A 22666-nucleotide genomic window follows, 5' to 3' on the forward strand; every position below is an offset into this window, starting at 1 on the left:
ATGGCCATGATGCAGGCCGCGCGCGTCCACGCGCCCGGCGGAGATTTCGCGCTCGACACGATCGAGAGGCCCACGCCGCACGCGAACGACGTGGTGGTGGCGGTCAAGGCCGCCGGCGTCGTTCCCAATCTGCGCAACGTGATGAGCAACTATGGCGAACGGGCCTATCTCACCGTTCCCGAGCTGCCCGCCATCTACGGCCTCGACGCGGCCGGCGTGGTCGAGGAGGTCGGAGAGCTGGTCACCGGTATCGCCCCCGGCGACCGCGTCTACATCAATCCGGGGCGCTCCTGCGGCTCGTGCCATTCGTGTCGCGGCGGCGATCCCATCAATTGCCCGGCCTATACCTTCCAGGGCTATTTCGGTTTCGGCCCGGCCTCGCGCGATATCTACCGCCGCTATCCCTATGGGGGCTTCTCCCAATATGCGACTGCGCCGGCCGACGGCCTCGTCAAGCTTCCCGAGGCGGTGAGCTTCGAGCAGGCGGCGCGCTTCGGCTATCTCGGCACCGCCTATTCGGGCCTGCGCAAGGCAGGCGTCGGCGCGGGCCGCACCGTGCTGATCAACGGCGCGAGCGGAACGCTTGGCCTCGGCGCGGTGCTGCTGGCTAGGGCGATGGGCGCGACCCGCATCCTCGGCGTCGCGCGCAACCGGGAATTGCTCGAGCGCGTCCGGGCGATCGACCCGGCGCGGATCGCCGTGCTCGCCAGCGGCGACGAGCCGGTCGACGTCTGGGCGCGTCGCGAGACGGGTGGGCTTGGGGTCGATGCGGCGCTCGACACGCTGGGGCCGGGTGCGCCCGCCCAGGCGATGCTCGATGCGATCGGCGCGCTGCGGCGGGGCGGCAGGCTGGTGGACGTCGGCGGCATGAGCGCCCCGATCGGGGTGAACATGCACCAGTTGATGTGCGCGCAGATCAGCCTGGTCGGCTCGCTGTGGTTCAGCGTCGCCGAGGGCGAGGACATGGCCGCGATGGCGGCGGCGGGCACGCTCGACCTGTCGCCGTTCGAGCATCGCCGGTTCGGGCTCGACCGGGTCGGCGACGCCCTGGCGCTCGCCGAGCAGCGCAGCGGCGGCTTCGTCAACGTCGTGGTGACGCCCTGACGGGCGCCGGCAGCAGCAGGAGGATGCGATGGTGAGGCGTATCGTAACGGGCGAGCGGAACGGGCGGTCGACGGTGCTGTCGGACGGTCCGGTGGGCAATACCCATGATTTCGTCCATGTGCCGGGTTTCCGGACGACCCTGGCGTGGAAGGCGGACGCAGTGCCGACCCTCCCCCACGACGGGGCCGACCCGGTGGCGACCGTCACCAGCATGGTGCCCGATCCGCACGGCTCGTGCCTGATCATCGTCCGCTTCCCGCCCGACAGCGTGATGATGGCGGCCGACTTCGACGGGGCGGCCGCTGGCGAGGAGCAGATGCGCTTCCTGCCCGGCCTGGCCGAAAGCTTCGATCCCGACGGATCGGGCATGCACCGCACCCTCACGGTCGACTATGACATCATCCTCGACGGCGAGCTGTGGCTCGAGCTCGACCATGGCGAGCTTCGCCATCTCAAGGCTGGCGACGTGGTGATCCAGAACGGCACCCGCCATGCCTGGCGCAACCGCAGCGATCGCCCGGCGACGATGGCCGCCGTGCTGATCGGAGCCGCGGGATGATCCTGGGGGAGTCGGGCGTGGCGGCGGCGGACCGGAACGATCCGGCCGGTCTGGAGATCGGCGACCTCGCCGCCCGGCTCCGCCGGCGCGCGCTGTCGGCGGCCGAGCTCGCCGAGCGGATGCTGGCGCGGATCGCCGGGGAGGACGGCCATCTCCACAGCTTCGCCTTCCTCGACCCGGAGCTCGTCCGCCGCCAGGCGCGCGAGGCCGACGTCGCGCTGGATCGCGGCGAGACGCGGCCGCTGCTCGGCGTGCCGATCGGCGTCAAGGACCTCTTCTCGACCCGCGACATGCCCACCCGCGCGGGCATGCGGCTGCCCGTGCCCCATCGTCCGTTCGAGGACGCGACGGTGGTCGCTCGCCTGCGCCAGGCCGGGGCCGTCATCATCGGCAAGCTAGAGATGACCGAAGGCGCTTTCGCGCTCCACCATCCCGAGGTCGCGCCGCCGCTCAATCCCTGGGATCCGGCGTTGTGGCCAGGCGCCTCGTCCAGCGGCGCCGGCGTCGCAGTCGCCGCCGGGCTGTGCCATGGCGCGATCGGATCGGACACAGGCGGATCGATCCGCTTCCCCTGCGCGGCCAACGGCCTGACCGGGCTGAAACCCGGCTGGGGCGCCGTCAGCCGCCACGGCGCGTTCGAGCTTGCCGCCAGCCTCGACCATGTCGGGCCGATCGCCCGCAGCGCCCGCGACGCGGCCCTGCTCTATGCGGTGATCGGCGGCCATGACCCGGCCGATCCGACCAGCCGCCCCGGCCGGCCGGCACCCTATCGCGACGATGCGGCGGGCACCTTGCGCGGCATCCGTATCGGCTTCGATCCGCGGTGGAACGAGGCCGGCTGCGAGCCGGCGACCGCCCGCTGCCTGGCCGAGGCGCAGCAGGCCTTCCGGCAGCTCGGCGCTTCGCTGGAAGCGTTGCGCCTGCCGGAGATCGCGGAGGCGGTCGCCCATTGGGAGCTGATCGCCGGCGTGGAGACGGCGGTCGCCCATGCCGACCTCTATCCGCGCCATGCCGGCCATTATGGACCCGCGCTGACCCGGCTCATCGAGATCGGCCGCGCCGCGAGCGCCGGAGACTATCAGCGCGGGCTTCTCAGCCGCATGGAGCTGCGCGGTCGGCTCGACGCACTGCTGTCCGATGTCGACCTGCTGATTGCGCCGGTCCAGCCCTTCGACGCGCCGACGCTCGATCGGCTCGGTGCGCTGGCCAGCGACCCCGATGCCAATGCGCGGCTGATCGGCTTCACCGCCCCGTTCAACCTGAGCGGCCATCCCGCGATCAGCCTGCCGGGGCGGCCGACCGACGCCGGCGCGCCGATCGGCTTCCAGCTCGTCGCAGGACAGGGTCGCGAGCCGCTTCTCCTGTCTGCCGCCATGGCTTTCCAGCAGGCGACCGAATGGCATCGCCGCAGTCCCGACAGCAAAGCGGGAACGCATTGATGGACTCGGCCCTGCTTTGCGCGTCGCACACCCCGCTCATGCGCGAGGCCGATGTCGCCCCCCTCATCGCCGCGGCGGTGCGTGACGGCTTCTCTGCTCTGGCCGAAGCGGTACGCCGCTTCGATCCGGAACTGATCATCCAGTTCTCGCCCGATCATTTCAACGGCTTCTTCTATGATTTGATGCCCTCCTTCTGCGTGGCCGCGGCAGCCGTCTCGATCGGGGACTGGGGCACTGCGTCCGGGCCGCTCGCCGTGCCCGAGGAACAGGCCCACGCGCTGGCCGCCTTCGTCCAGGGGCAGGATGTCGACATCGCACTGTCCTATCGGATGATGGTCGATCACGGCACGACACAGATCTGGGAGGAGATGTTCGGCGCGTTCGGCGAGCTGCCGATCCTGCCGATCTTCGTCAACGCGATCGCGCCGCCTCTGCCCAGCTATCGCCGCGCGCGCCTGCTCGGCGAGGCGGTCGGCCGCTTCGCTGCGACCACCGGCCGGCGGGTTCTGTTCGCCGCATCCGGCGGCCTTTCGCACGATCCGCCGATCCCGGTGCTGGCGGGGGCCGATCCCGACCTGCGCGCACGACTGATCGACGGACGCAACCCCTCGGCCGACGCCCGCGCCGCCCGCCAGGCGCGGGTCCGCGCCGCTGGGCTGGCCGCGGCCCTGGGAACAGGGGACGCGAAGCCGCTCAATCCTGCCTGGGATCGCCATGTCCTCGACCTTCTGGTCCGCGAGCGGGTCGAGGCCTTCGACCGCTTCGACACGGCGGAGGTCGCGCGGGTTGCCGGTCGGGCAGCCAACGAGACGCTGGCCTGGATCGCGGCTGCGGCCGCCCATGCCGTGGCCGGGCCCTCGCGCCGCGAGGTGATCTTCTACCAGCCGATCGATGGCTGGATGGCCGGAATGGCGATGCTGTTCGGCACGACCGGAACCGGTCCCGCCGAAGCGTGAAAAGCACAGGAGGAAGAGAATGACGGAACGAGAGCGCGGTTTCGCCAGCGTCTGGGCGGACCTGACCGGGGTTAGCTTCTCGCAGGGCTATATCGACGCGAACGGTATCCGGACGCGCTATCTGTCGTCGGGTTCGACCGACAAGCCGCTGCTACTGCTGCTGCACGGCGTCGGTGGTCATGCCGAGGCCTATTCGCGCAACCTGGGCTCCCATGGCGAGCATTTCTGGGTGGTCGCGATCGACATGCTCGGCCATGGCTGGACCGACAAGCCGGCGATCGACTACCAGGTCGCCGACTATGCGCGCCATGTCCTCGACGTGATGCGCGCCCTCGGCCGCGACAGGGCCCATCTCAGCGGGGAATCGCTGGGCGGATGGGTGGCGACCTATCTGGCGGTCCACCATCCCGAAGCGGTCGAGCGGCTGGTGCTCAACACCTCGGGCGGATGGACCGCCCATCCCGAGGTGATGGCGCGGCTGAAGCGCCTGTCCAACGAGGCTGCGGCCGACCCGAGTTGGGACCGTATCCGGGCCCGGCTCGAATTCCTGATGTTCGACAAGACGATGGTGACCGACGACCTCGTCGAGACACGGCGGGCGATCTACGCCCAGCCGGGGTTCGCGGAGACCATGGCGCGGATCATGTGCCTTCAGGAGATGGAGATCCGCCGGCCGAACATGATCACCGAAGATCAGTATCGATCGATCAAGGCGCCCTCGATGGTGATCTGGACCTCGCACGATCCGACCGCGACCCCGGAGGAGGGCCGGCAGATCGCCGAGATGATCCCGGACGCGCGCTATGTGGTGATGAACCACTGCGGCCATTGGCCGCAATATGAGGACGCCGACGTCTTCAACAGGCTGCACATCGCCTTCCTGCGCGGCGAGGCCGACCCGCTCGGCCTGGTCGCCTGAGGCCGAGGTCGCGATGGAACTGGCCGGCAAGAGCGGGCTCGTCACAGGGGCCGGCAGCGGCATGGGGCGGGCCGCAGCGTTGGCGATGGCGTGCGAGGGGGCAAGGCTGCTGCTCGTGGGCCGGCGCCGCGAGCCTCTGGAAGCGGTGCGCGAGGAGATCGCCGGCTTCGGAGGAGAGGCGCTGGTTCTTCCCGCCGACATCTCCGTCCGGTCGGGGATGCGAGCCGTCGTCGATCATGCGGCGGCGGCGTTCGGCAGGCTCGATCTCGCCTTCAACAACGCTGGCGGTCATGCCGACTTCAAGCCGATCGAGCAGACCCCCGAGGAAGAGGCCGAGTGGGTCATCGATCTCAATTTCAAGGCCGTCTACTGGGGCGTGAAATATCAGGTCGAGCATATGATCCGCAACGGCGGCGGCGCGGTCGTCAACAACGCCTCGGTCTTCGGCCTCAAGGGCATGCCGGGCATCGCGCATTATGTGGCGAGCAAATTCGCCGTGGTCGGCCTCACCCGCTCGGTCGCGCTCGAATGCGCGAAGAGCGGCGTGCGGATCAACGCGATCTGCCCCGGCGGCACCGAGACTCCCAATTTCCTGCGCGTGACCGGCGGCAGCGCCCATGCGATGGACGATCTCGTCGCGATGGGCCGTATCGGCCAGCCCGCAGAAGTCGCCGAAGCCGTCCTGTGGCTGATGTCTCCGCGTGCCAGCTATGTGACGGGGGCGGTGCTCTCGGTCGACGGCGGCATGGCGGCGGGTTGAGGAATCCCGACAACCGGCGAGGATGAAGCGTCACTTCGACATGATGCTCGGCGAAGCGAATTGCTGGCCCGACGGCTAGACGCTGGTGCCGACCAGCCGCCCGATGCACGCCGTGATCGCCATGGCGAGCGCGCCCCAGAAGACGACCCGCATGACCGGCTTCAATCGACGGGCGCCGCCGGCAGATGCCCCTGCCCATCCCAGCAGCGCCAGGAAGAGCAGCGACGCGATAGCCTCTCCCGCCACCAGCGATGGTTGCGGGAGCAACGCCGCCGTAGCGAGGGGGAGCAACGCACCGGCCGTGAAGGTCCCCGCTGAGGTGAATGCCGCAACGATCGGCCGCGCAACGGTCATGTCCGTGATGTGCAGCTCGTCTCGCGCGTGGCTTTCAAGAGCATCGAACGCGCTCATTTGCTTCGCGACGGTCAGGGCAAGTTCGGGTTCGACACCGCGCGCCCGGTAGATGCCGGCAAGCTCTTCGAGTTCGGCTTCGGGACTGGTCGCAAGCTCGAGCCGCTCGCGTTCCAGGTCGGATCGCTCGGTGTCGGACTGTGAACTCACCGAGACATATTCGCCGGCGGCCATCGACATCGCCCCTGCCACGAGGCCCGCGACTCCGGAAATCAGGACTGCTGACCGAGGCGCGCCCGAAGCCGCCACGCCCATGATCAGGCTGGACGTCGAGACAATGCCGTCGTTGGCGCCGAGAACGGCGGCACGTAGCCAGCCGATCCGGGACACGAGATGGCTTTCGCGGTGACTTCTCACTTCCCGTCTCCTGATTGTTTGCTGCCGACGTTCCTGATCGCATCAAGCTCGATGAGGTCCTCCACCATCAACGCCATCAAGCCCACCTGCGAGTGGACGCCTGTCTTGGCGTAAATGCGCGTGAGCTGGGCACGGATCGTCCCCGATGCCGCGCCACGGAGGGCCGCGATTTCCGTTGCGTCGAAACCCTTGAGCGCGAAGAGCGCGACATCCGCCTCCGCCGCGGTCAGCTGCCAGTCGAGGAAGCGCTGGCGGACGAGATCCGACATCGCGCCCCGCGCGGTTGCGATGGCGGTCTCGTCGAGCCGTGTCCGGACGATCAGCCAGCGCAGCTGGACAGCACCGAAGACCACCCCGGTGACAAGCGCGATCGTTGCGGCGGTTTCAACCAGCAGATGGGTGCTCCAGCCATCGACGCTGATGTCTCTCGCCACATCGGCCACGAAGAAAATCGTCGCCAACGACTGAAGCAGCACCAAAAGAGTGACCGCGGCCGCCCGGCGTTCGAGTGCTCTTCGTCTTTCCCGCATGACCTTGGCTTAGCTGCGCGAAGGCAACATCGCCAACAGGATTTCCCGGCCGCTCCGCCGCGTTTCGAACATAACACCCGCTATGTGAAGGAGGATCAGGACATACAGGATATTCACTGCGATTTCGTGGACCTCGCTCCAAAGACCATCCTCACCTTGCCGGTCCTTGTGTTCTTCATCCTCGTCGCCATGGTCGCTTGAGGCATCGGATCGTTCGACTGCCGCGGGCGGCGTTCCTGGCTGGCCCAGGCTTGCAATCGGAGGCGGTCCCGCCATGGCGATACCACTCGCGATAATGACGCCCAGCGTGCTCCATACCACGTAGACCATCAGCGCACCCAGCGGGTTATGCGAAACATGGATTTCCTTTCTGCCCGCGCGGATATTGCGTACATGGCGGAAGGCGTGACGCAGGCTGGGAAGGAAGGCCGAGAAGCGAGCCTCCGGCGGCCCGATGAATCCCCACAACAGTCGCAGCGCGAGCACGGCGGAGAGCGCATAGCCCACCCAGATATGAGCCCCCGATCCCTCTTCCGTGACAAGCGCGTTCACGAGAACCGCGGCGACGATTGACCAGTGGGTGGTTTTGACCACCGGATCCCAGCGCCGAGGGTGCCGATCATCTCCGGCAGTGGCTTCCAGGGAATTGAGGGGCGGCCGGTTGGTCATCGAGCATTCCTCCGTTGATCGAAGGAAGAAATGCCGATGAACGCGCTGATACTATCGGCGAACTGCTTACGTCCCGGCCTTTAAGCATCTGCTTACGGGTCGACGTTCAAGACGCGCCGCGCGAGATGCCCTGTCGCGGGCGAGCTTCCAGGGAGCGAGCGCCAGCGCATGACCTATCGGTCCTTGTGGGATTCACGGATATCGGAAGATCGGCCCTTGGGTGACAGCCCGAGGGTCACACCGTTCCGGGAGGGTCACCTGTCAACCGCCATCGTTCCACCCGCTCTCATCAATCTCGGCTATGCAGGTGCGGCGGGACTATTGATCGGTCTGGAGCGTGGCTGGACGCTCCGCGAGGGAGCTCAGGGGACGCGCGTCGCCGGTGTCCGGACCTTCACCCTGCTGGGGCTGGGGGGCGGCGCAGCAGCGCTGTTGCCGATCCCGCTCGCAGCAACCCTGCTCGGCATTTTCGGCTTGAGCCTCCTCGCCGGATATGTGCGGCACTCCGCCCGATCCGACCGGAACAGCATCACCGCGACTGTCGCCGGCGTCCTCACCCTTGCGCTTGGCGCGATCGCCACTGGCGGCGCCCCCACCATCTCGATTGCCGGCGCCGCGATCGCGACGATCATCCTGGCATCGCGCGAGCCGCTGCATCGATGGTTGCGCGGATTGCGCGAGCCCGAGCTGCGGGCCGGGGCCCGCTTCGCCGTAATCGCTTTCGTTCTGCTGCCGCTCGCGCCCGACATGGCGATGGGGCCTTTCGACGCCTGGAATCCGCACAAGCTCTGGTGGATCGTCGTCCTGGTCTCGGGCCTGTCGTTCCTCGGCTATCTGTTTCACGCTCGCGCGGCCGGGCGGCGTGGCGTCGTCGTGACGGCACTTGCCGCGGCCATCGTCTCCTCCACCGTCGCCACCGCGACCCTGGCACGTCGTCTGGACGCCACGCCGGGATCGTCGTTGTTCGGCCGGGGGATCTTGGCCGCCAATATCGTCATGCTCGCCCGCATCCTGGCGATCGTGGCGATTTTTCTCCCCGCCATCATCGCACATCTGGCGCTGCTTCTGGCGCCAGCGCTCGGCGCATCGCTGTTCGGGGCCCTGCTGGGCGCGCGGCGGACCGATATGGCGGTGGCGCCGGACGTCGAGACCTCGATCCCGATCGGCAATCCGCTGGACCTCGGTGCAGCACTGGGACTGGCCGCGGTGGTCGCGGCGGCATCGCTGATCGGCCATTGGATCCTGGACCGGTTCGGCGATCTGACGCTCGGAATCGTGCTGGCCTTGGTCGGGCTGTTCGACGTCGACGCAGCGGTTTTCACGATCGCGGGATTGCCCATCGGCAGTATCACGCCGACGACCGCGGCCACCGCCCTCGCCATGCCGGTGCTTCTGAACATGGTCGCGAAGGCGGTGCTCACCATAAGCCTCGCGCCCGGTCGTGCGGGCCTCGGCACTGCCCTGTGGCTGTGCGGATCGGCGGCGCTTTCAGGCGCGGCGCTTGTGGCGTTGATGTGAAGCCTGTCCAGCCAGCCGCTGGTGCGACCTGAGCACTCCGCGCATCTCGGCGATGGCGTGGCGGCGCTCAGCCGGATTCGCGATGGCCTCCAACTCGCCCTTCAGCCGAAGCGAGAAGTCGGCATAGTCGTTCTGCCAGTCGCGCTCGATCGCCGCATGCAGCATCGGATCGCCCGTTTTGGTCCGCTTGGCGGGCGCACCTGCGCTCAACCGGAAGCGCTCGCCGATCGACGGGCAGCGGATATCGCCCTTGCCGGAGCAGGCCCGGGCGAGCGACGCAACGGCATCGGCTTCGCCATGGTTGAGGAACAGGCTGCCGCGAATGGGCCGGCGAGCCTCTATCCAGGCGAGCAGATCATCGCGGTCGGCATGGGCAGAATAAGTGTCGATGGAACGAATCTGCGCCCGGACCGCGACGTCGTGCCCTGAAATCCGGACCCTGTCGGTACCTTCGGAAATCAGGCGGCCGAGCGTCCCCCGCGCCTGGTAGCCGACGAACAGGATCGTCGAGTCCGGTCGCGCGAGATTGTGGATCAGGTGGTGTCGCACGCGTCCGCCTTCGCACATTCCCGAGCCCGCGAGAATGATCGCCCCGGACAGCGCATTGAGCCTGATCGACTCCGCGCTTGTCTCGGTGAAATGAAAGGCGCTGTGGGCGAAGACCTTGCCGTCGTTCGTTCCATCAATCGCACTGTCGGCGAATACCGAAGTGATCCGCGTCGCCAGCGGCGAATCAATGAAGACGGCACGGGGTTCGAGTTCGCCACTGTCGAACAGGGTTGCCATGTCGAGCAGCAGTTCCTGGGTTCTCTCGACTGCGAACACCGGAATGACGAGATTGCCGCCTGCCTGCATCGCCTCGTCGATCTCGATCTTCAGCGCATGGCGACGCTCGACGAGGTCGATCGCCGCCCGGGTCCGATCGCCATAGGTGGATTCGCAGATGAGATGGTCGATCCCGGCAGGCCCGGTAGGCGCCGCCTCCAGCGAGGCGACCTTGCCGCCCAGGTCGCCCGAGAAGAATAGCGAGACGCCGCCGGCCTCGATCTCGATCGACACCGCGCCGAGTATATGACCGGCATCCCAGAAACGTGCCCTGACGTGGGCGCAAGGCTCGAACCATCGACCGAGCTCGGCAGTGCGAGCGAGATCGACCGCCCGCTCGGCGTCGATGGGCGTGTAGAGCGGCTCATGCCGGCGTCCATCGGCGCGGTCGCGCCGCAGATTGTGATGGCGCGCGTCGCTGACCTGGATGCGAGCGGCATCCGCGAGCAGATAAGCGATGAGATCACGCGTCGGCCCGGTCATCCAGATCGGTCCGCGATAACCCTCTGCAGCCAGACGCGGCAGCAAACCGCTATGATCGATATGGGCATGGGTGAGAAGAACCGCATCGATCGCATGAACATCGAAGCCGAAAGGCGCATGGTTGAGATGCTCGAGACTTCGCGGGCCCTGGAACAGACCGCAATCGACCAGCAGACGGGTACCGCCGACGACGAGTTCGGTGCACGAGCCCGTCACCGTCTGGGCTGCGCCATGGAACTGGATATCGACGGGCATCTGCGTCTCCTTCATCCTCCGTCGTGCCCGATCGGAAGCTGAGCTCGAATAGGTGATTGTCCCAAGGTCTCCGGGCGTGCGTAGATTCACCAATGGCGGAATCGCCACCGGCTACCGAAACTACTCACTCGCAGCGGAGAGACGAGCATGCCCAAGACCACCGCCGGTACGAACCCGGACCAGGCCGTCCTGGGCCGGCGATCGGTGTCGACGGGAAGCGCGCTCCTGATCCTCGGCATCGGCGGCTGCGTTGCGTTGGTGCTGATCGATCGGCTGACGACATTCGAGATCAGTATCGCGATGCTGGCGGCAGGGCTGCTCCAGATCAGCCATGCGCTGGCCGCGCACCGGCGCGGATGGCCCCTCTTCACCCTTGCCGGCGCGCTCCTCTATGTCGGGGCGGCGTTGGCGATTCTCTTTCAGCCGCTTGTCGAGATGAAGTGGATCGAACTGCTCCTGGTCGGCTCGCTCGCGACGGCCGGGATCAGCCGGCTCGTCACGGCTGCACGGCTCAACTCCCGGTTGCGCGGCTGGGAAGCCCTGTCAGGGTTCACTACGCTGGGCGTCGCCGCCGTGATCGAAGCCGGCCTGCCGGAGATGTCCCTGTGGCCGCTTGCCTTCGTCATCGCGCTCGATCTCGTCGTCGAGGGCGCAGCACTCGCCAACATCGGCTGGGCGATACGCGGCACGGGCGAACGCTGATCGACCGCCGTCCCACCCGACGATTGACGCTCCGCCTCTCGCCTCGCTCACCTCCCGTGTAGAAGCCGCCCGTCTCGTTCCATGAGCCGACGCCGGCGCAGCATGGCCCCGATCGCGCCGAAGCCCACACTCATCATCATCAGCCATGTCGCGGGCTCCGGCGCCATCGACACCGGCGGTTCGATATGCCGCGCACGTGGCCGACGACGATACCGACGCTTCTGCAGGAGACCGCGTCCTGAGCTCAACGGCCAGCGCGACTTCGTTCGCATCCCGCCGTCGATCACGCCCATAAAAACGTGGCGGACAGCGGTTGACCTCAGCGGTTTCGATAGGTGAACTGGCGTCGACCCCGCGCATTCTCTGCAACTGATCATCTTCCAAAGCTTTGAGGCAGTTGATGAACTTCTATTTTCAGCAATTCGAGCATCGTCGGCCGCCGGAGCCATTGCGCCGATCGGTGATCGGAGAGCGGATATGGCAGCTGTTGGCGATCACCAGCCTTATACTGGGTGCATGGTATATCGGCTGGCGGTGGACGGACTCGCTCAACTGGGATGCGGCTTGGTTCGCGCTGCCGCTCGTGATCGCCGAGAGCTGCGCCTATTTCGGGTTGATCCTTTTCACGCTCAACCTGTGGACGACGCGCGACTATCCGCGCCGGCCGCCGCCCGAACGCATCGGCCAATGCCTTGCCGAACCCCCGGCCGAGGATCGCCCGGTCGCGGTCGACATCTTCATCGCGACCTATAATGAGGAAGAGGAATTGGTCCGGCTCAGCATCCGCGATGCCAAGGCCGTCAGCTATCCCCATCCGATAAACGTCCAGGTGCACGTCCTGGACGACGGCCGACGGGAGACGATGCGCCGCGTCGCGAAGGAGGAAGGCGTCAACTACATCACGCGCGACAACAATGTCGGCTTCAAGGCGGGCAATCTCCGCAACGCGATGGAGCAGACCCATGGCGACTTCATCATGATCTGCGATGCCGATACGCGCGTTTTCCCGACTATCCTCGAACATACGCTGGGCTATTTCCGCGACTCAGACGTCGCCTTCGTCCAGACGCCCCAATGGTTCTACGACATCCCGGAAGGCATCACGCTGACCAACTGGCTGGGACAGCGCGCCGGCCGCCCAGGGCGCTGGATGGGCGCCGCCGTCGAAACCATCTTTGGCGAGATTCGCATCGGCGAGGATCCGTTCGTCAACGATCCCGCCATGTTCTACGACATCATCCAGCGGCGGCGGAACGTCTATAATGCCGCATTCTGCTGCGGGGCCGCCTCGATCCATCGGCGCGAGGCGGTGATGTTCGTGGCGCTGCGCGCCTTCGCGGCGGCGATCGACAAGGCCACCCGGGAGGACAAGTCCCGCCTCCTGCGGCTGATCCGGCCGCGAAAGGATCCCGAAGCGGAGGCCCTCGCGCGGTGGCAGGCGGCTCAGGAGCAGGAACTGACACCTTATAAATTCCATGTGTCGGAAGACATCTACAGCTCGATAGTCCTCCACCAGGATCGGGAACGGCGCTGGAAGTCGGTGCTCCATCCGTCGGTGGAATCGAAGATGCTCTCGCCGCAGGACCTGCTGACATGGACGATCCAGCGCTTCAAATATGCGGGCGGAAGCCTCGACATCTTCTTCCACGACAATCCCGTCACCGCACCGGGTCTGTCGCTCGGCCAGCGGCTGATGTACCTGAACACATTCTGGTCCTATCTGGGCGCGTTGTGGAACGTGATGTTCCTGTGCGCGCCCATCATCTATCTTCTGACCGGCATTCCCCCGGTCGACGCCTATACGGGCGACTTCTTCGCACATGCGCTGCCGTTCCTGGTGGCCAATGAGCTGGCTTTCCTGGCAGGCACATGGGGATTGTCGGGCTACAAGGGTAAGGTCAGCTATCTCGCATCCTTCCCGATCGGGTTACGGGCGATCTGGGCAGTGATACGACGCCAGAAGATCAAGTTTCCGGTCACGCCCAAGGAACGACAAGAAGGGAATTACCTCAACCTGGTCTGGCCGCAGCTTGGCATCATGATCGCCACGCTCCTGGGCTTCGGCTGGGCCGCCGGTTGTTATTGGCTGGGCGTGGGCAATTTCTCCGCGGGCGGGCTGATCGCGAACGGGCTGTGGGGCCTGAACAATATCCTGGCCATGTCGATCATGGTGAAGGCGGCGTTCTGGAAACCGGAGGAAGCATGAGCTGGCGTGACAATCTGCGCAAAGGCCGCAGCCACCTCATCACCGTCGCCATATTGCTCGTCGCGAGCAGCGTCATCGTGCGGATCGAGGACAGCGCGCTGCAACGCGAGGCGCACAAGCCGCAGCCGCGCAACCAGATGGTTCCGCTCCGCCATGCCTCGCCCGACGTCCTGGCGGCGGACCCGAAGAGGGAAAGATGCGGTGACGTCCCTAGTGGACGGAGGCCCTGTCCCGACATCAACCGCCGTCGGCCGACGGATTGATCCTCTTGATCAGGACGAGGTGGTTGATGCCATTCGCGCGGTGATAACCCACATGATCGACACAGGCGTGGATGATGGCCATGCCGCGCCCGCTTTCGGCGTCCGGCGCCACCGGTCGTGGTTGCAGGGCGTCGGCGGCGACGGGCAGCCCCCGGTCGGTGAGTTCGAGCTCGACCCGCTCCGCATCGATGCGGACCGTCAGCCCGATGTCACCGTCCTCGCGGCCCTCATAGCCGTGGATCACGATGTTGTTCGCGGCTTCCACCAGCGCAAGTTCCAGTTCCGCGATAATATCCGCGGAAAGCCCCGCCGCCTCGCAGCGGGAGACCATGAACGCCGCGAGGGCCCGGACCTCCTCGAGCCGGGCATTGCGGCTCGCATGGTGGCTCTCAGCCATTGAGGAAGGCTTTGGCCTCTTCGACGTTCGGGGTGAGGCGGAACAGCGAATCGAGGCGGGTCATCTCGAACAGCTTGCGGACGGGCGGCTGGACGCCGGCCACCGCCATCGCGCCGTTGCCGCCGAGCATCTTCAACAGGGAAACGAGCGCGCCTAAGCCCGTGCTGTCCATGAAGGACACCCGGCTCAAGTCGAGCACCAGCTTGCGGACGGGTCCAAGCTGCTGGAAGTCGGCCTTGAGGCCCGGCGCGGCCACGGCATCGAAACGATCGCGGTCCACCGTCACGACCGTGATGTCCCCGTCGGTGTCGATTTCGGTCAACGCTTACCTCCTGGAATGATGACGATCCGGCGTCCCCCGCCCGCGCTGCGCGATAGCCGCCGAGCCACGCAACCTATTCTATCGTCGAGCGCTTTTGCAGAAAATCTCGAAGCGGATGTTTTTGGCTATTCTCTCTTGCAATAGGGACTGGCATCGAATGCCGCGGAGCGGCGCTGCGAAAATGGGAAACGCATGACAATCAAGCAGGGGTCAAGAAATCGTCCGAAGCCGCTGGCTGCGCTGGTCGCGCTCGTCGCGCTGGGCTCGGCTTCGTCCGTCGCCGCCCAGGACAGCGGGGTCATCTACGCCGGCGGCAGCGTCGGGGACGGCGCCGGCGGATATGCCGGCGGCATGATCGCGCTTCCGGGCAATTCGCTGGGCCACGGCTTCGGCATCCGGGCAGGGATCAACGGCGGCACCTATCGCTACCAGGCGGCACAACGGATCAAGGCGCGTTATCTCGGCGCGGAGCTCGCGCTGGTCTATCAATTCTCCGGCGAATGGGGCTGGGCCAATTTCGCGGCAGGGCCGCGTGTGGTCGACACGCACCTGAGCCCGGTAGATCCCGGCAACAAGCTGCGCGGAACCCGTCTCGATGCCGGTATCCAGACCGACGGCGCGTTGGGCAATCAATGGCGCCTCGGCTGGTTCGGCAGTTGGGGCGTGCGGAACGAGAGCTATCTGGCGCAGCTCCGGTTCACCCGCCTGGTCGATTCGTCTCGCCAGGTGCGGATCGGCCTCGAAGGCATCTATCAGGGCGATCCGACCTACAAGCGCGGCAGCCTGGGCGGCCATGTGGCCTTTCGCCTGTCCGGCCCGTGGGAGGCCCAGCTTTCGGCGGGGGCAAGCGAGCAGGCGGGCCGTGACGCGAAGCCATATGTCTCGGTCGGGTTCAGCAGGGTTTTCTAGCCGAGGCACGCGCGGGGCTGCCCGGTATGCCGCGAGACGGGCGCCGCTCTTGCCGATGCTCGGGGTGCTCAGCGCCTGCATCTCGCAGCCGCGGCCGACGGAGCCGGCGGTGATTCCGGCCGCTCTCTCGGTGCCGCCAGGCTATTCGCTGGTGTGGAGGGACGAGTTCGACGAAGGCCCACAGCCCGACCCTGCGAAATGGGCCTATGACGAGCACCGCAACCGGCAAGGCTGGTATAATGACGAGCTGCAATATTATGGGCGGCGCGCTCGCAACATTCGCATCGATGCCGGCATGCTCGTCATCGAGGCGCATGCCGAGCGGCTGAATCGGGCCGATTATCGAGACTGGGGCGGCCAGTCCTTCACCTCCGGCCGGCTCGTCTCCCGCGGTCGCGCCCGCTGGCGCGAGGGATATTTCGAAATCAGGGCGCGGCTACCTTGCGTTGCCGGCACCTGGCCGGCGGCCTGGCTGCTCCCCGAATATGAGTCCAGCCGCTGGGAAGGCGGGGAGATCGACATCTTCGAACATGTCGGTGCGGATCCGGGGAAGGTGCATCATTCGTTGCAAACGGCCACCCGCAATTTCCGGATCGGCAACCACCCCACCGCGACATCCATGGTACCGGATGCCTGCACCGCCTTCCACACCTATCAGCTTCTCTGGACCGGTTCGATGATCGTCATGGGAGTCGATGGCAGGATCGGATTCGCCATGCGGCGGGAACGGCTTGACCGATGGTTCGATCGCCCGATGTATCTGATCCTCAATCTGGCGATCGGCGGTCATTGGGGCGGACCGGTGGATGCAGGGCGCCTGCCCGCCAGCATGCAAATCGATTATGTTCGGGTGTATGGGAAGTGACGGGCAGGTCGTCCGCGGCGGAGCAGCGTCTCGGGCTCATCGGCGGAAGGACATCTGATTGCGATATGGATGCTGATGTACCCAATCTGGACCGGCCGCGGGCGGTGACGCTGGATACGCCGCTGAGGATTCTCATCGCCGATGACGACGAACTGCTGTCGGAGATGATGACGCTTCAGCTGGCCGAAGCCGGATGCGAGGTCCATTGCGTTGCGGACGGCCGGCTGGCGCTGGCGGCGATCGAGGACAGCAGCTTCGACGTGCTGATCACCGACTGGCAGATGCCCAATCTCGACGGGATCAATCTGGTACGCCACCTGCGCACATATCCGCCGAGCAATTATATGCACATCATCATGATGACGACGCGGGCGGCCCAACGCACTGTCCAGGAGGCGCTGGCGGTGGAGGTGGATGCTTTCCTCTACAAGCCGATCGACCAGACCCAGCTGGAGCTGGGTTTGGGCTCGGCGCGCCGCATCGTCTCGCTGGAGCGGCGGCTGCGGCGCCGCAACCACCATCTTGCTGCGGCGCACGCACGCACCCGCGAGGCCTATGACCGCATCAAGAAGGACCTCGATGCTGCGGCCGAGGTCCAGCGGGGAATCCTGCCGCAGCCCAATCTGTCGGGAGATTTCCGACACGCGGCGATGTTCCTGCCCTGCTATGACCTGGGTGGGGATAGCTATAACGTCGTCGCGCTGGGTGAAGATAAATATCTGTTTTTCCTGGTCGACGTCTGCGGCCATGGTGTGCAGGCGGCGCTGCGTTCCTTCCTGATCCATCATCAGCTCAGCGCTCTGGCGCCCGCCACGCCAGAGGAACTGACCGCAGCGGCGCTCCAGCTCAATGAACTCGCCGTGCGCGACGGGGGCGACAGCTATTTCACGATGGTGTGCGGCATCCTCGATTGCAGGGACCAGTCGGCCTGGCTGCTAAGGGCGGGGCATCCTTTCCCACTGATATTGGACGGCGACGCTGCGATCGAGTTGGACGATGGCGGCCCTCCGATCGGTCTGCTGCCCTCGATCTCCCATCCCGTGAACCGGGTCGATCTTTCTGGCGGACGGCGGCTCCTGCTCTATTCCGACGGTATCCCGGATTGTGCCGACCAGAGCGGTCAGCATCTCGGCCAGGCTGGGCTTCAAGCGCTGGCCGTGGCCAACGGCCACAAACCGCTCGGAGAGTTCGTCGCTTCGCTGGAGCGGCATCTGGTCTCCAACTATCGGGGCGCGCGCGGGTTCGAGGACGATCTTTCGTTGCTGGCCATCGAATGCACGCGCCTGAATGGAGAACGGTGATCCCATGCCGCTGCACCGTTTCGAAACCGCCGAACACCCTGTCGACGAAGCGGCGCGCCTTGAGATCATCAAGGCCTGTGGCTTCAATTATGCGGTCCCCTCCCCCGCGCTCGACGCGATCGTGGCGGAGGCGTCGGCTCTGTTCTCCGCGCCGATCGCGCTCATTTCCATCGTCGAGGAACAGGTGCAGAGGTTTCTTGCCCGCGTTGGTCTGGACGCTTCACACACCGGCCGCGACGTCGCCTTTTGTGCGCATGCGCTTCACGCCACGGTGCCGCTAATCGTGCCGGATGCCACGCTCGACCGGCGTTTCGCCGGCAATCCGCTGGTGGTCGGACCGCCGCATATCCGTTTCTATGCCGGGGCGCCGCTTATCCCGCGCGGAGGGCCGGCGCTCGGCACCTTGTGCGTGATCGACACCAAACCCAGGGAGGCGACGCCGGAACAGCTTTCCGCGCTCGTCCGGCTTGCCGGGAAGGCGGTCGAACATATCGAAAAGGACATGACCTCGTGACCCCGCCGATCCGGATCGTCTATGCCGACGACGACGACGATATCCGCGAGCTTCTCCAGCTTTCGCTCGAACTCGCCGGAGGCTTCGAGGTCAGCACCGTCGCCAACGGGCAGGCCGCCGTCGCGGCGGTCGCGGCGAACCGGCCCGACCTGGTGATCCTCGACGTCATGATGCCGGGGCTGGACGGTCCGGCCACCCTGGCGGAGATCCGCAGGATCGAGGCCGCCGGGCAGGTTCCCATCGTCTTCTTCACAGCGAAGCTGCAGCGCGACGAGGTCGATCGGCTGATGTCATTGGGTGCCGCAGGCGTGCTCGGCAAGCCGTTCGATCCTATCACCATAGCCGACGACATCATCGCGATCTGGAAGGCACATGATGGCGGATGATCGCATCGCGGCGAGAATGGCCGTCCTGCGCGCGAAGTTCGTGGCCGAACTGGCGGATGATCGTGCCGCACTCCGGCGTCACCGGACCGCCGCGCTCGACAAAGACGAGCTCGGCGCGATCCTCCATCGCCTGGCGGGCCGCGGCGGCACCTTCGGCTTTACCAGGATCAGCGAACTGGCGGGCCGGCTGGAAGCGCTATGTGCCGAGGATGCGATCGAAGGGAGCGAAGCCGCGCGGCTGTTCGATGCGCTCGACGCTGCAATGACAAGCCTGGTGGAAAGCGAGGCCTGATGCGTCAGGCACGGACTCCGGCTGCAATCAAGCGGCTCGTCATGGGAGCGAGCATCAGCTTCGTGATCCTCGGACTGCTCCTGATGATCACGGTCCGCGAGACACTGTCCTCGGCCGCCGCCTCGCGCCAGGCGGTAGCGGCCAGCCATGACCGGATCAGCAGACTCGACGCATTGATGGCGGCGCTTCTCGAAGCGGAGGTCGGCCAGCGGGGGTATGTCATCACGGGGGACGAAAGCTTCCTTGAGCCGTATCGCAAGGCTCTGGATCAGTTCCGTTCGGCAATCGTCATTCTCGCCCATATCGATCCAAAGCGCGCCGATGCGTTGACGACGCTCATCCGGGAGAAGCTGGCCTTCATCGCCGACACCGTCATCCTGCGACGGGAGCGCGGGTTCGAGGCGGCCGCGAGCACGATAAGAAGTGGTCGTGGAAAGCAGTTGATGGACGATATCAGGGTCCAGCTCGCGGGACTGGAAGAGGAGGAACATCGCGAACTGGCTCGGCGCGAAACACTCCGCGCCGCCAATGAGCGTATCGAGCGGCTGACGATCTACGGTGCGTTGGCGGGAGCCCTGACCGTTGTGGGGATCGCGGGCTTCCTGCTGCGACGGGAACTCCATTTTCGTGGGCTGGCCGAGCTGAAGGCCAGGCGGCAGACCGATTATCTGCGGGCGACGCTCGAAAATCTGGACCATGGCGTGGCGCTGCTCGATTCGGAGGGCCGGGTGGTGGAAAAAAACGCCAAGCTCGAATCCTTTCTGACACCTTCTCCGGGCGCAGCGGCCGACGCCGGACTGGATCCCCAGATCGTGGCGGCGGCACGGGCGGGAGCGCCGCTGTTCAAGGTCGTCGACCACGACGACGGACGCTTCATGGAGGTGCGCGGCAGTCAGGCGCCCAATGGCAGCTACGTCGTGACCTTCACCGATATCTCCGCACGCCGCCGCGCGGAGAACATGAAGGCGGCCTTCGTATCCAATGTAAGCCACGAGCTCCGTACGCCTTTGACCTCGATCCGCGCTTCGCTCCGCCTGATGGTGGGCCCATTGAAGGCCGATCTTACGGATCGGGTCGCGCGGCTGGCGACGATCGCCGACCGCAACGCCGAGAATCTCCTCAAGCTCGTCAGCGACCTGCTCGATCTCGACAAGATCGAGTCGGGAAAGATGACGTTCGATTTCGCGGTCGTCGACCTCAACACGATCGTTGCCGAGGCCGCGGAGATGAACCGCGCCTATGCCGAAGCGCGCGGTGTCGGAATAGCGGTAGGCCTGCCCGCGTCGGCCGTTCAGGTGAAGGCGGACGCCCCCCGCATACAGCAGGTAATGGCCAATCTCGTCTCCAACGCCGCCAAATTCTCACCCGAAGGCGGGATCGTGGTGATATCCGTCGAGAAGGGGAACGAAACGGCGCGCATCGTCGTCCACGATAGCGGCCCCGGCATTCCCGAGCATTTCCGTTCCGAGATCTTCGAGAAATTCTCGCAGGCGCGAAGCAGCGATTCGACCAAGCTGGGCGGCAGCGGCCTCGGCCTGAACATCGCCAAGGCCATCGTCGAGGGCCATGGCGGCGAGTTGAGCTTCGACAGCCGCCCAGGGGACACAAACTTCTGGTTCACCCTGCCACTATCGACCCCAGATAGGTCGAACGCCGAGCAGTTGGCAGAAGTCTGAGTGTCGGGGGCGGGCGGTGCAGGGCCGCCCCTACCAAATATCCATGATCATTCGGCTTGCGTCCGGGTGGGGCCGCAGTCCGTCCATCGCGCCAGCCGCCATGCTGCCCCTGCCCCCGGACAATCGAGACTGTCCGACTTTACCCCTGTCGGCTGCGAGACCATGGCGGATGTCTAAGCCCTGTCGATCAGCCCGGAATGTTTGTCGCGATACTGGCGATAGGCGCTCGCCGCCCGGCGTATGTGGTTGTGGACGATCGATCCCGCCCATTCGGCGTCCCGCATTTCCAGTGCGGTGATCAGGTCGCGATGGTCGCCCTGGCTGCGAACCATGTCCAGCGCGGTATAACGCTCGGCGGTGCGGTGTATCACGATCTGGCTGACGATGAGGCGCATCAGCTGGTTCAGGCGCTCGGACTGAGCGGCACTCATCAAGACACGGTGGAAGCGCCGATTGCCTTCGACGAAATCCGTCACGCTGGCACCGGATGGGCGGTTGATCGCGCGCTCGATGAACTCGTAATGTTCTTTGAGCTCGGCGATTTGCTCCTCAGTGACGAATCGAGCGGCGCGCTGCGCGCAATGGCTCTCCAGATAGGCACGCAGCGTGAACAGTTCCTCGTCGTCGTCGTCCGACCAGATCGGGACGAAGACGCGATTGGTATCGGACCGCTGCAGCAGCATTTCCGCAACAAGCTGAGCGATCGCCTCCCGCACGGGGGTTCGGGACATGCCGCAATATTGGGCGAACTCATCCTCGGGCACGAACTGTCCGGCTGGAAAATGTCCCGACAGAATTCCCCGTCGGATCGCCGCATAGGCCTGCTCGGATGCCTTGGACATGTCTTCTCCCGGAGGACTCAACTCGCCGATCGAGCGCGCAGCCCTTAACAACCCCGCTTATGCTTTTCCAACCTTTCGTTCGGACAGCGTGGCTTGACGCCTGGCGGTCGCGGTCGGGGGCCGGTCGTCGTACCGGGGAGAATGGCCATTCCCCTCGAGACGCGTGGGATTTTGTGCACATTAATCACACCGCGATCCCCCATTCATTCCGTCATTGAGTGCGAAATATCTACATAATAGACAGGAAAATCACCATTTTCTGGCAAAATCAAGAGCCCGATGAAATGGCTTTCCGATTTCCGCTGATATGTTGACATGCAATTTTGTGCACAGTAGCTTCCTTGGATACAAAATAGGGAGCGGTTGTGAGCGACAAGCGTGTCAAGGTGATCGTCCCCATTCCGATGGATGCGGCCGGGGTTGCCAATCGGGCATCTCAGCTACCGCCGGAATTGATCGCGCCGGGGTTCCGACCCGAATATGTCGCCGTCACATGGGGTGCGGCGCTGGGCGACAGCTATCATGACATGCTGCTGATGGACTGGACGGTGTTCCAGGCCGGCGTCCGGGCGGAAGAGGAGGGCTATAGCGCCGTCGTCATCGACACCGTCAGCGATTCCGGCCTGCGCGCCCTGCGGTCACGACTGAACATTCCTGTCGTCGGGCCGGGCGAGGCGGCGTTCCACATGGCGATGATGCTGGGCAAGAAGTTCACCATCCTGACGATGTGGGACGAATGGTTCCCCCTCTATGAAAAGACGCTGACCGAATATGGCTATTGGCCGCGATGCGCCTCGCTTCGCTCGATCAAGACCCGTCCCGACGTTCGGGAATTGCTCGAGGGCAAGGAAGAGGTCGTCTTCGCCAAGCTCAAGGCGCAAGCCGAAGCCGCGATGAAGGAAGATGGCGCGGATGTCATCGTCCTGGGTTCCACGACGATGCACCAGTCCGCCAGATGGCTGGCCGACAACCTGCCCATTCCAGTGATCAACCCCGGCCTGATTGCCTACAAACAGGCCGAACTGCTCGTGCAACTCGGCCTGTCGCACAGCAAGCAGGCCTTCCCCGCTCCCGAAGTCGGGTGCGACGCGGCGATCATTCAAGGAGGTCTCTAGGGTCAGGACCCATTGATGTGAGAGGCGCGATCTGATTCAGGCTCCGCAAGGAGACTGAGAATGAGCGACCTGTACTGGCTAACGGAAGAGC

At 65.6% G+C, this 22666-nt stretch carries 26 protein-coding genes; 18 read left to right on the forward strand and 8 right to left on the reverse strand.

Annotated features, from left to right (window positions below; genetic code table 11):
• Genes B5X82_RS11810 through B5X82_RS11835 form a run of 6 tightly spaced genes read left to right on the forward strand, consistent with a single transcriptional unit; the run spans position 1 to position 5737 of the window.
• Positions 1–1104: an alcohol dehydrogenase catalytic domain-containing protein gene (locus B5X82_RS11810; RefSeq protein ID WP_235862670.1), complete on the forward strand. Its 1104-nt coding sequence runs from the start codon at positions 1–3 to the stop codon at positions 1102–1104.
• 28 nt (positions 1105–1132) lie between these two features.
• Positions 1133–1663 (forward strand): cupin domain-containing protein, encoded by a 531-nt coding sequence (locus tag B5X82_RS11815; RefSeq protein ID WP_079648353.1) that lies wholly within the window; start codon positions 1133–1135, stop codon positions 1661–1663.
• Positions 1660–3102 (forward strand): amidase, encoded by a 1443-nt coding sequence (locus B5X82_RS11820; RefSeq protein WP_079648354.1) that lies wholly within the window; start codon positions 1660–1662, stop codon positions 3100–3102. The genes B5X82_RS11815 and B5X82_RS11820 overlap by 4 nt, the downstream gene beginning before the upstream one ends.
• Entirely contained in the window at positions 3102–4058 is a 957-nt protein-coding gene (locus tag B5X82_RS11825; protein ID WP_079648355.1) for a 3-carboxyethylcatechol 2,3-dioxygenase, read from the forward strand. The genes B5X82_RS11820 and B5X82_RS11825 overlap by 1 nt, the downstream gene beginning before the upstream one ends.
• A 19-nt stretch (positions 4059–4077) precedes the next feature.
• Complete coding sequence (locus B5X82_RS11830) at positions 4078–4977, forward strand: alpha/beta fold hydrolase (protein ID WP_079648356.1); 900 nt, start codon at positions 4078–4080, stop codon at positions 4975–4977.
• Positions 4978–4990: 13 nt separating this feature from the next.
• On the forward strand, positions 4991–5737 hold the full coding sequence (locus tag B5X82_RS11835; RefSeq protein ID WP_079648357.1) for an SDR family NAD(P)-dependent oxidoreductase: 747 nt from the start codon (positions 4991–4993) through the stop codon (positions 5735–5737).
• A 75-nt stretch (positions 5738–5812) separates the two neighbouring features.
• On the opposite strand, the gene B5X82_RS11840 is transcribed toward B5X82_RS11835, so the two are convergent.
• The 3 genes from B5X82_RS11840 to B5X82_RS11850 are packed head-to-tail and all read right to left on the reverse strand — an operon-like array spanning position 5813 to position 7704.
• Positions 5813–6505: a VIT1/CCC1 transporter family protein gene (locus B5X82_RS11840; protein WP_079648358.1), complete on the reverse strand. Its 693-nt coding sequence runs from the start codon at positions 6503–6505 to the stop codon at positions 5813–5815.
• Positions 6502–7035, reverse strand: a complete 534-nt coding sequence (locus tag B5X82_RS11845) for a helix-turn-helix transcriptional regulator (RefSeq protein ID WP_079648359.1) — start codon at positions 7033–7035, stop codon at positions 6502–6504. Before B5X82_RS11845 ends, B5X82_RS11840 begins: the two co-directional genes overlap by 4 nt.
• A 9-nt stretch (positions 7036–7044) precedes the next feature.
• Positions 7045–7704, reverse strand: coding sequence for a cytochrome b/b6 domain-containing protein (locus tag B5X82_RS11850; protein WP_079648360.1), 660 nt, complete (start codon positions 7702–7704; stop codon positions 7045–7047).
• A gap of 168 nt (positions 7705–7872) precedes the next feature.
• Between B5X82_RS11850 and B5X82_RS11855 the strand changes: the two genes are divergently transcribed.
• A complete protein-coding gene (locus B5X82_RS11855; protein ID WP_079648361.1) occupies positions 7873–9222 on the forward strand; it encodes an MgtC/SapB family protein in 1350 nt (449 codons plus the stop codon).
• Here B5X82_RS11855 and B5X82_RS11860 read toward each other — a convergent pair.
• Positions 9193–10893, reverse strand: coding sequence for an MBL fold metallo-hydrolase (locus B5X82_RS11860; RefSeq protein ID WP_328588184.1), 1701 nt, complete (start codon positions 10891–10893; stop codon positions 9193–9195). The two genes, B5X82_RS11855 and B5X82_RS11860, sit on opposite strands and share 30 nt — an antisense overlap.
• 39 nt (positions 10894–10932) lie before the next feature.
• Between B5X82_RS11860 and B5X82_RS11865 the strand changes: the two genes are divergently transcribed.
• Entirely contained in the window at positions 10933–11487 is a 555-nt protein-coding gene (locus B5X82_RS11865) for an HdeD family acid-resistance protein (protein WP_079648363.1), read from the forward strand.
• Between the two features lie 47 nt (positions 11488–11534).
• Here the strand turns inward: B5X82_RS11865 and B5X82_RS27300 are convergent, their stop codons facing one another.
• Positions 11535–11936 carry a PEPxxWA-CTERM sorting domain-containing protein gene (locus B5X82_RS27300; RefSeq protein WP_079648364.1) on the reverse strand — a complete coding sequence of 134 codons (402 nt, stop codon included), beginning with the start codon at positions 11934–11936 and terminating at the stop codon, positions 11535–11537.
• On the opposite strand from B5X82_RS27300, the gene B5X82_RS11875 reads away from it, so the two are divergent.
• Positions 11888–13693 (forward strand): glycosyltransferase, encoded by a 1806-nt coding sequence (locus B5X82_RS11875; RefSeq protein ID WP_079648365.1) that lies wholly within the window; start codon positions 11888–11890, stop codon positions 13691–13693. The genes B5X82_RS27300 and B5X82_RS11875 overlap by 49 nt on opposite strands.
• On the forward strand, positions 13690–13956 hold the full coding sequence (locus B5X82_RS11880; protein ID WP_079648366.1) for a hypothetical protein: 267 nt from the start codon (positions 13690–13692) through the stop codon (positions 13954–13956). Before B5X82_RS11875 ends, B5X82_RS11880 begins: the two co-directional genes overlap by 4 nt.
• Here B5X82_RS11880 and B5X82_RS11885 read toward each other — a convergent pair.
• Both B5X82_RS11885 and B5X82_RS11890 read right to left on the reverse strand, forming a co-directional pair.
• A complete protein-coding gene (locus B5X82_RS11885) occupies positions 13931–14353 on the reverse strand; it encodes an ATP-binding protein (RefSeq protein WP_079648367.1) in 423 nt (140 codons plus the stop codon). The genes B5X82_RS11880 and B5X82_RS11885 overlap by 26 nt on opposite strands.
• A complete protein-coding gene (locus B5X82_RS11890; RefSeq protein WP_079648368.1) occupies positions 14346–14675 on the reverse strand; it encodes an STAS domain-containing protein in 330 nt (109 codons plus the stop codon). Before B5X82_RS11890 ends, B5X82_RS11885 begins: the two co-directional genes overlap by 8 nt.
• Before the next feature lie 192 nt (positions 14676–14867).
• Between B5X82_RS11890 and bcsS the strand changes: the two genes are divergently transcribed.
• The 7 genes from bcsS to B5X82_RS11925 are packed head-to-tail and all read left to right on the forward strand — an operon-like array spanning position 14868 to position 20618.
• On the forward strand, positions 14868–15584 hold the full coding sequence (gene bcsS / locus B5X82_RS11895; protein ID WP_079648369.1) for a cellulose biosynthesis protein BcsS: 717 nt from the start codon (positions 14868–14870) through the stop codon (positions 15582–15584).
• The gene (locus B5X82_RS11900) at positions 15553–16449 is read left to right on the forward strand and encodes a glycoside hydrolase family 16 protein (protein ID WP_176152536.1); all 897 of its coding nucleotides are present in this window, start codon (positions 15553–15555) and stop codon (positions 16447–16449) included. The genes bcsS and B5X82_RS11900 overlap by 32 nt, the downstream gene beginning before the upstream one ends.
• The gene (locus tag B5X82_RS11905; RefSeq protein WP_176152537.1) at positions 16446–17750 is read left to right on the forward strand and encodes a PP2C family protein-serine/threonine phosphatase; all 1305 of its coding nucleotides are present in this window, start codon (positions 16446–16448) and stop codon (positions 17748–17750) included. Before B5X82_RS11900 ends, B5X82_RS11905 begins: the two co-directional genes overlap by 4 nt.
• A 4-nt stretch (positions 17751–17754) precedes the next feature.
• Complete coding sequence (locus tag B5X82_RS11910) at positions 17755–18264, forward strand: GAF domain-containing protein (protein ID WP_079648372.1); 510 nt, start codon at positions 17755–17757, stop codon at positions 18262–18264.
• Entirely contained in the window at positions 18261–18650 is a 390-nt protein-coding gene (locus B5X82_RS11915; RefSeq protein WP_079648373.1) for a response regulator, read from the forward strand. Before B5X82_RS11910 ends, B5X82_RS11915 begins: the two co-directional genes overlap by 4 nt.
• Entirely contained in the window at positions 18637–18942 is a 306-nt protein-coding gene (locus tag B5X82_RS11920) for an Hpt domain-containing protein (RefSeq protein ID WP_079648401.1), read from the forward strand. The genes B5X82_RS11915 and B5X82_RS11920 overlap by 14 nt, the downstream gene beginning before the upstream one ends.
• Positions 18942–20618 carry a sensor histidine kinase gene (locus tag B5X82_RS11925; protein WP_176152538.1) on the forward strand — a complete coding sequence of 559 codons (1677 nt, stop codon included), beginning with the start codon at positions 18942–18944 and terminating at the stop codon, positions 20616–20618. Before B5X82_RS11920 ends, B5X82_RS11925 begins: the two co-directional genes overlap by 1 nt.
• 173 nt (positions 20619–20791) lie before the next feature.
• Here the strand turns inward: B5X82_RS11925 and B5X82_RS11930 are convergent, their stop codons facing one another.
• Complete coding sequence (locus B5X82_RS11930; RefSeq protein WP_079648375.1) at positions 20792–21460, reverse strand: GntR family transcriptional regulator; 669 nt, start codon at positions 21458–21460, stop codon at positions 20792–20794.
• A 365-nt stretch (positions 21461–21825) separates the two neighbouring features.
• Between B5X82_RS11930 and B5X82_RS11935 the strand changes: the two genes are divergently transcribed.
• A complete protein-coding gene (locus tag B5X82_RS11935) occupies positions 21826–22575 on the forward strand; it encodes an aspartate/glutamate racemase family protein (RefSeq protein WP_235862671.1) in 750 nt (249 codons plus the stop codon).
• The last annotated feature ends 91 nt before the right edge of the window (positions 22576–22666 follow it).

Source organism: Rhizorhabdus histidinilytica (assembly GCF_900167915.1).
Taxonomy (GTDB): domain Bacteria; phylum Pseudomonadota; class Alphaproteobacteria; order Sphingomonadales; family Sphingomonadaceae; genus Rhizorhabdus; species Rhizorhabdus histidinilytica.

Coding starts and splice junctions, on each gene's coding strand:
- B5X82_RS11810 (WP_235862670.1), top strand. CDS start 1: ATGGCCATGATGCAGGCCGCGCGCGTCCACGCGCCCGGCGGAGATTTC.
- B5X82_RS11815 (WP_079648353.1), top strand. CDS start 1,133: ATGGTGAGGCGTATCGTAACGGGCGAGCGGAACGGGCGGTCGACGGTG.
- B5X82_RS11820 (WP_079648354.1), top strand. CDS start 1,660: ATGATCCTGGGGGAGTCGGGCGTGGCGGCGGCGGACCGGAACGATCCG.
- B5X82_RS11825 (WP_079648355.1), top strand. CDS start 3,102: ATGGACTCGGCCCTGCTTTGCGCGTCGCACACCCCGCTCATGCGCGAG.
- B5X82_RS11830 (WP_079648356.1), top strand. CDS start 4,078: ATGACGGAACGAGAGCGCGGTTTCGCCAGCGTCTGGGCGGACCTGACC.
- B5X82_RS11835 (WP_079648357.1), top strand. CDS start 4,991: ATGGAACTGGCCGGCAAGAGCGGGCTCGTCACAGGGGCCGGCAGCGGC.
- B5X82_RS11845 (WP_079648359.1), bottom strand. CDS start 7,035: ATGCGGGAAAGACGAAGAGCACTCGAACGCCGGGCGGCCGCGGTCACT.
- B5X82_RS11850 (WP_079648360.1), bottom strand. CDS start 7,704: ATGACCAACCGGCCGCCCCTCAATTCCCTGGAAGCCACTGCCGGAGAT.
- B5X82_RS11855 (WP_079648361.1), top strand. CDS start 7,873: ATGACCTATCGGTCCTTGTGGGATTCACGGATATCGGAAGATCGGCCC.
- B5X82_RS11865 (WP_079648363.1), top strand. CDS start 10,933: ATGCCCAAGACCACCGCCGGTACGAACCCGGACCAGGCCGTCCTGGGC.
- B5X82_RS11875 (WP_079648365.1), top strand. CDS start 11,888: ATGAACTTCTATTTTCAGCAATTCGAGCATCGTCGGCCGCCGGAGCCA.
- B5X82_RS27300 (WP_079648364.1), bottom strand. CDS start 11,936: ATGGCTCCGGCGGCCGACGATGCTCGAATTGCTGAAAATAGAAGTTCA.
- B5X82_RS11880 (WP_079648366.1), top strand. CDS start 13,690: ATGAGCTGGCGTGACAATCTGCGCAAAGGCCGCAGCCACCTCATCACC.
- B5X82_RS11885 (WP_079648367.1), bottom strand. CDS start 14,353: ATGGCTGAGAGCCACCATGCGAGCCGCAATGCCCGGCTCGAGGAGGTC.
- bcsS (WP_079648369.1), top strand. CDS start 14,868: ATGACAATCAAGCAGGGGTCAAGAAATCGTCCGAAGCCGCTGGCTGCG.
- B5X82_RS11900 (WP_176152536.1), top strand. CDS start 15,553: ATGTCTCGGTCGGGTTCAGCAGGGTTTTCTAGCCGAGGCACGCGCGGG.
- B5X82_RS11910 (WP_079648372.1), top strand. CDS start 17,755: ATGCCGCTGCACCGTTTCGAAACCGCCGAACACCCTGTCGACGAAGCG.
- B5X82_RS11920 (WP_079648401.1), top strand. CDS start 18,637: ATGATGGCGGATGATCGCATCGCGGCGAGAATGGCCGTCCTGCGCGCG.
- B5X82_RS11925 (WP_176152538.1), top strand. CDS start 18,942: ATGCGTCAGGCACGGACTCCGGCTGCAATCAAGCGGCTCGTCATGGGA.
- B5X82_RS11930 (WP_079648375.1), bottom strand. CDS start 21,460: ATGTCCAAGGCATCCGAGCAGGCCTATGCGGCGATCCGACGGGGAATT.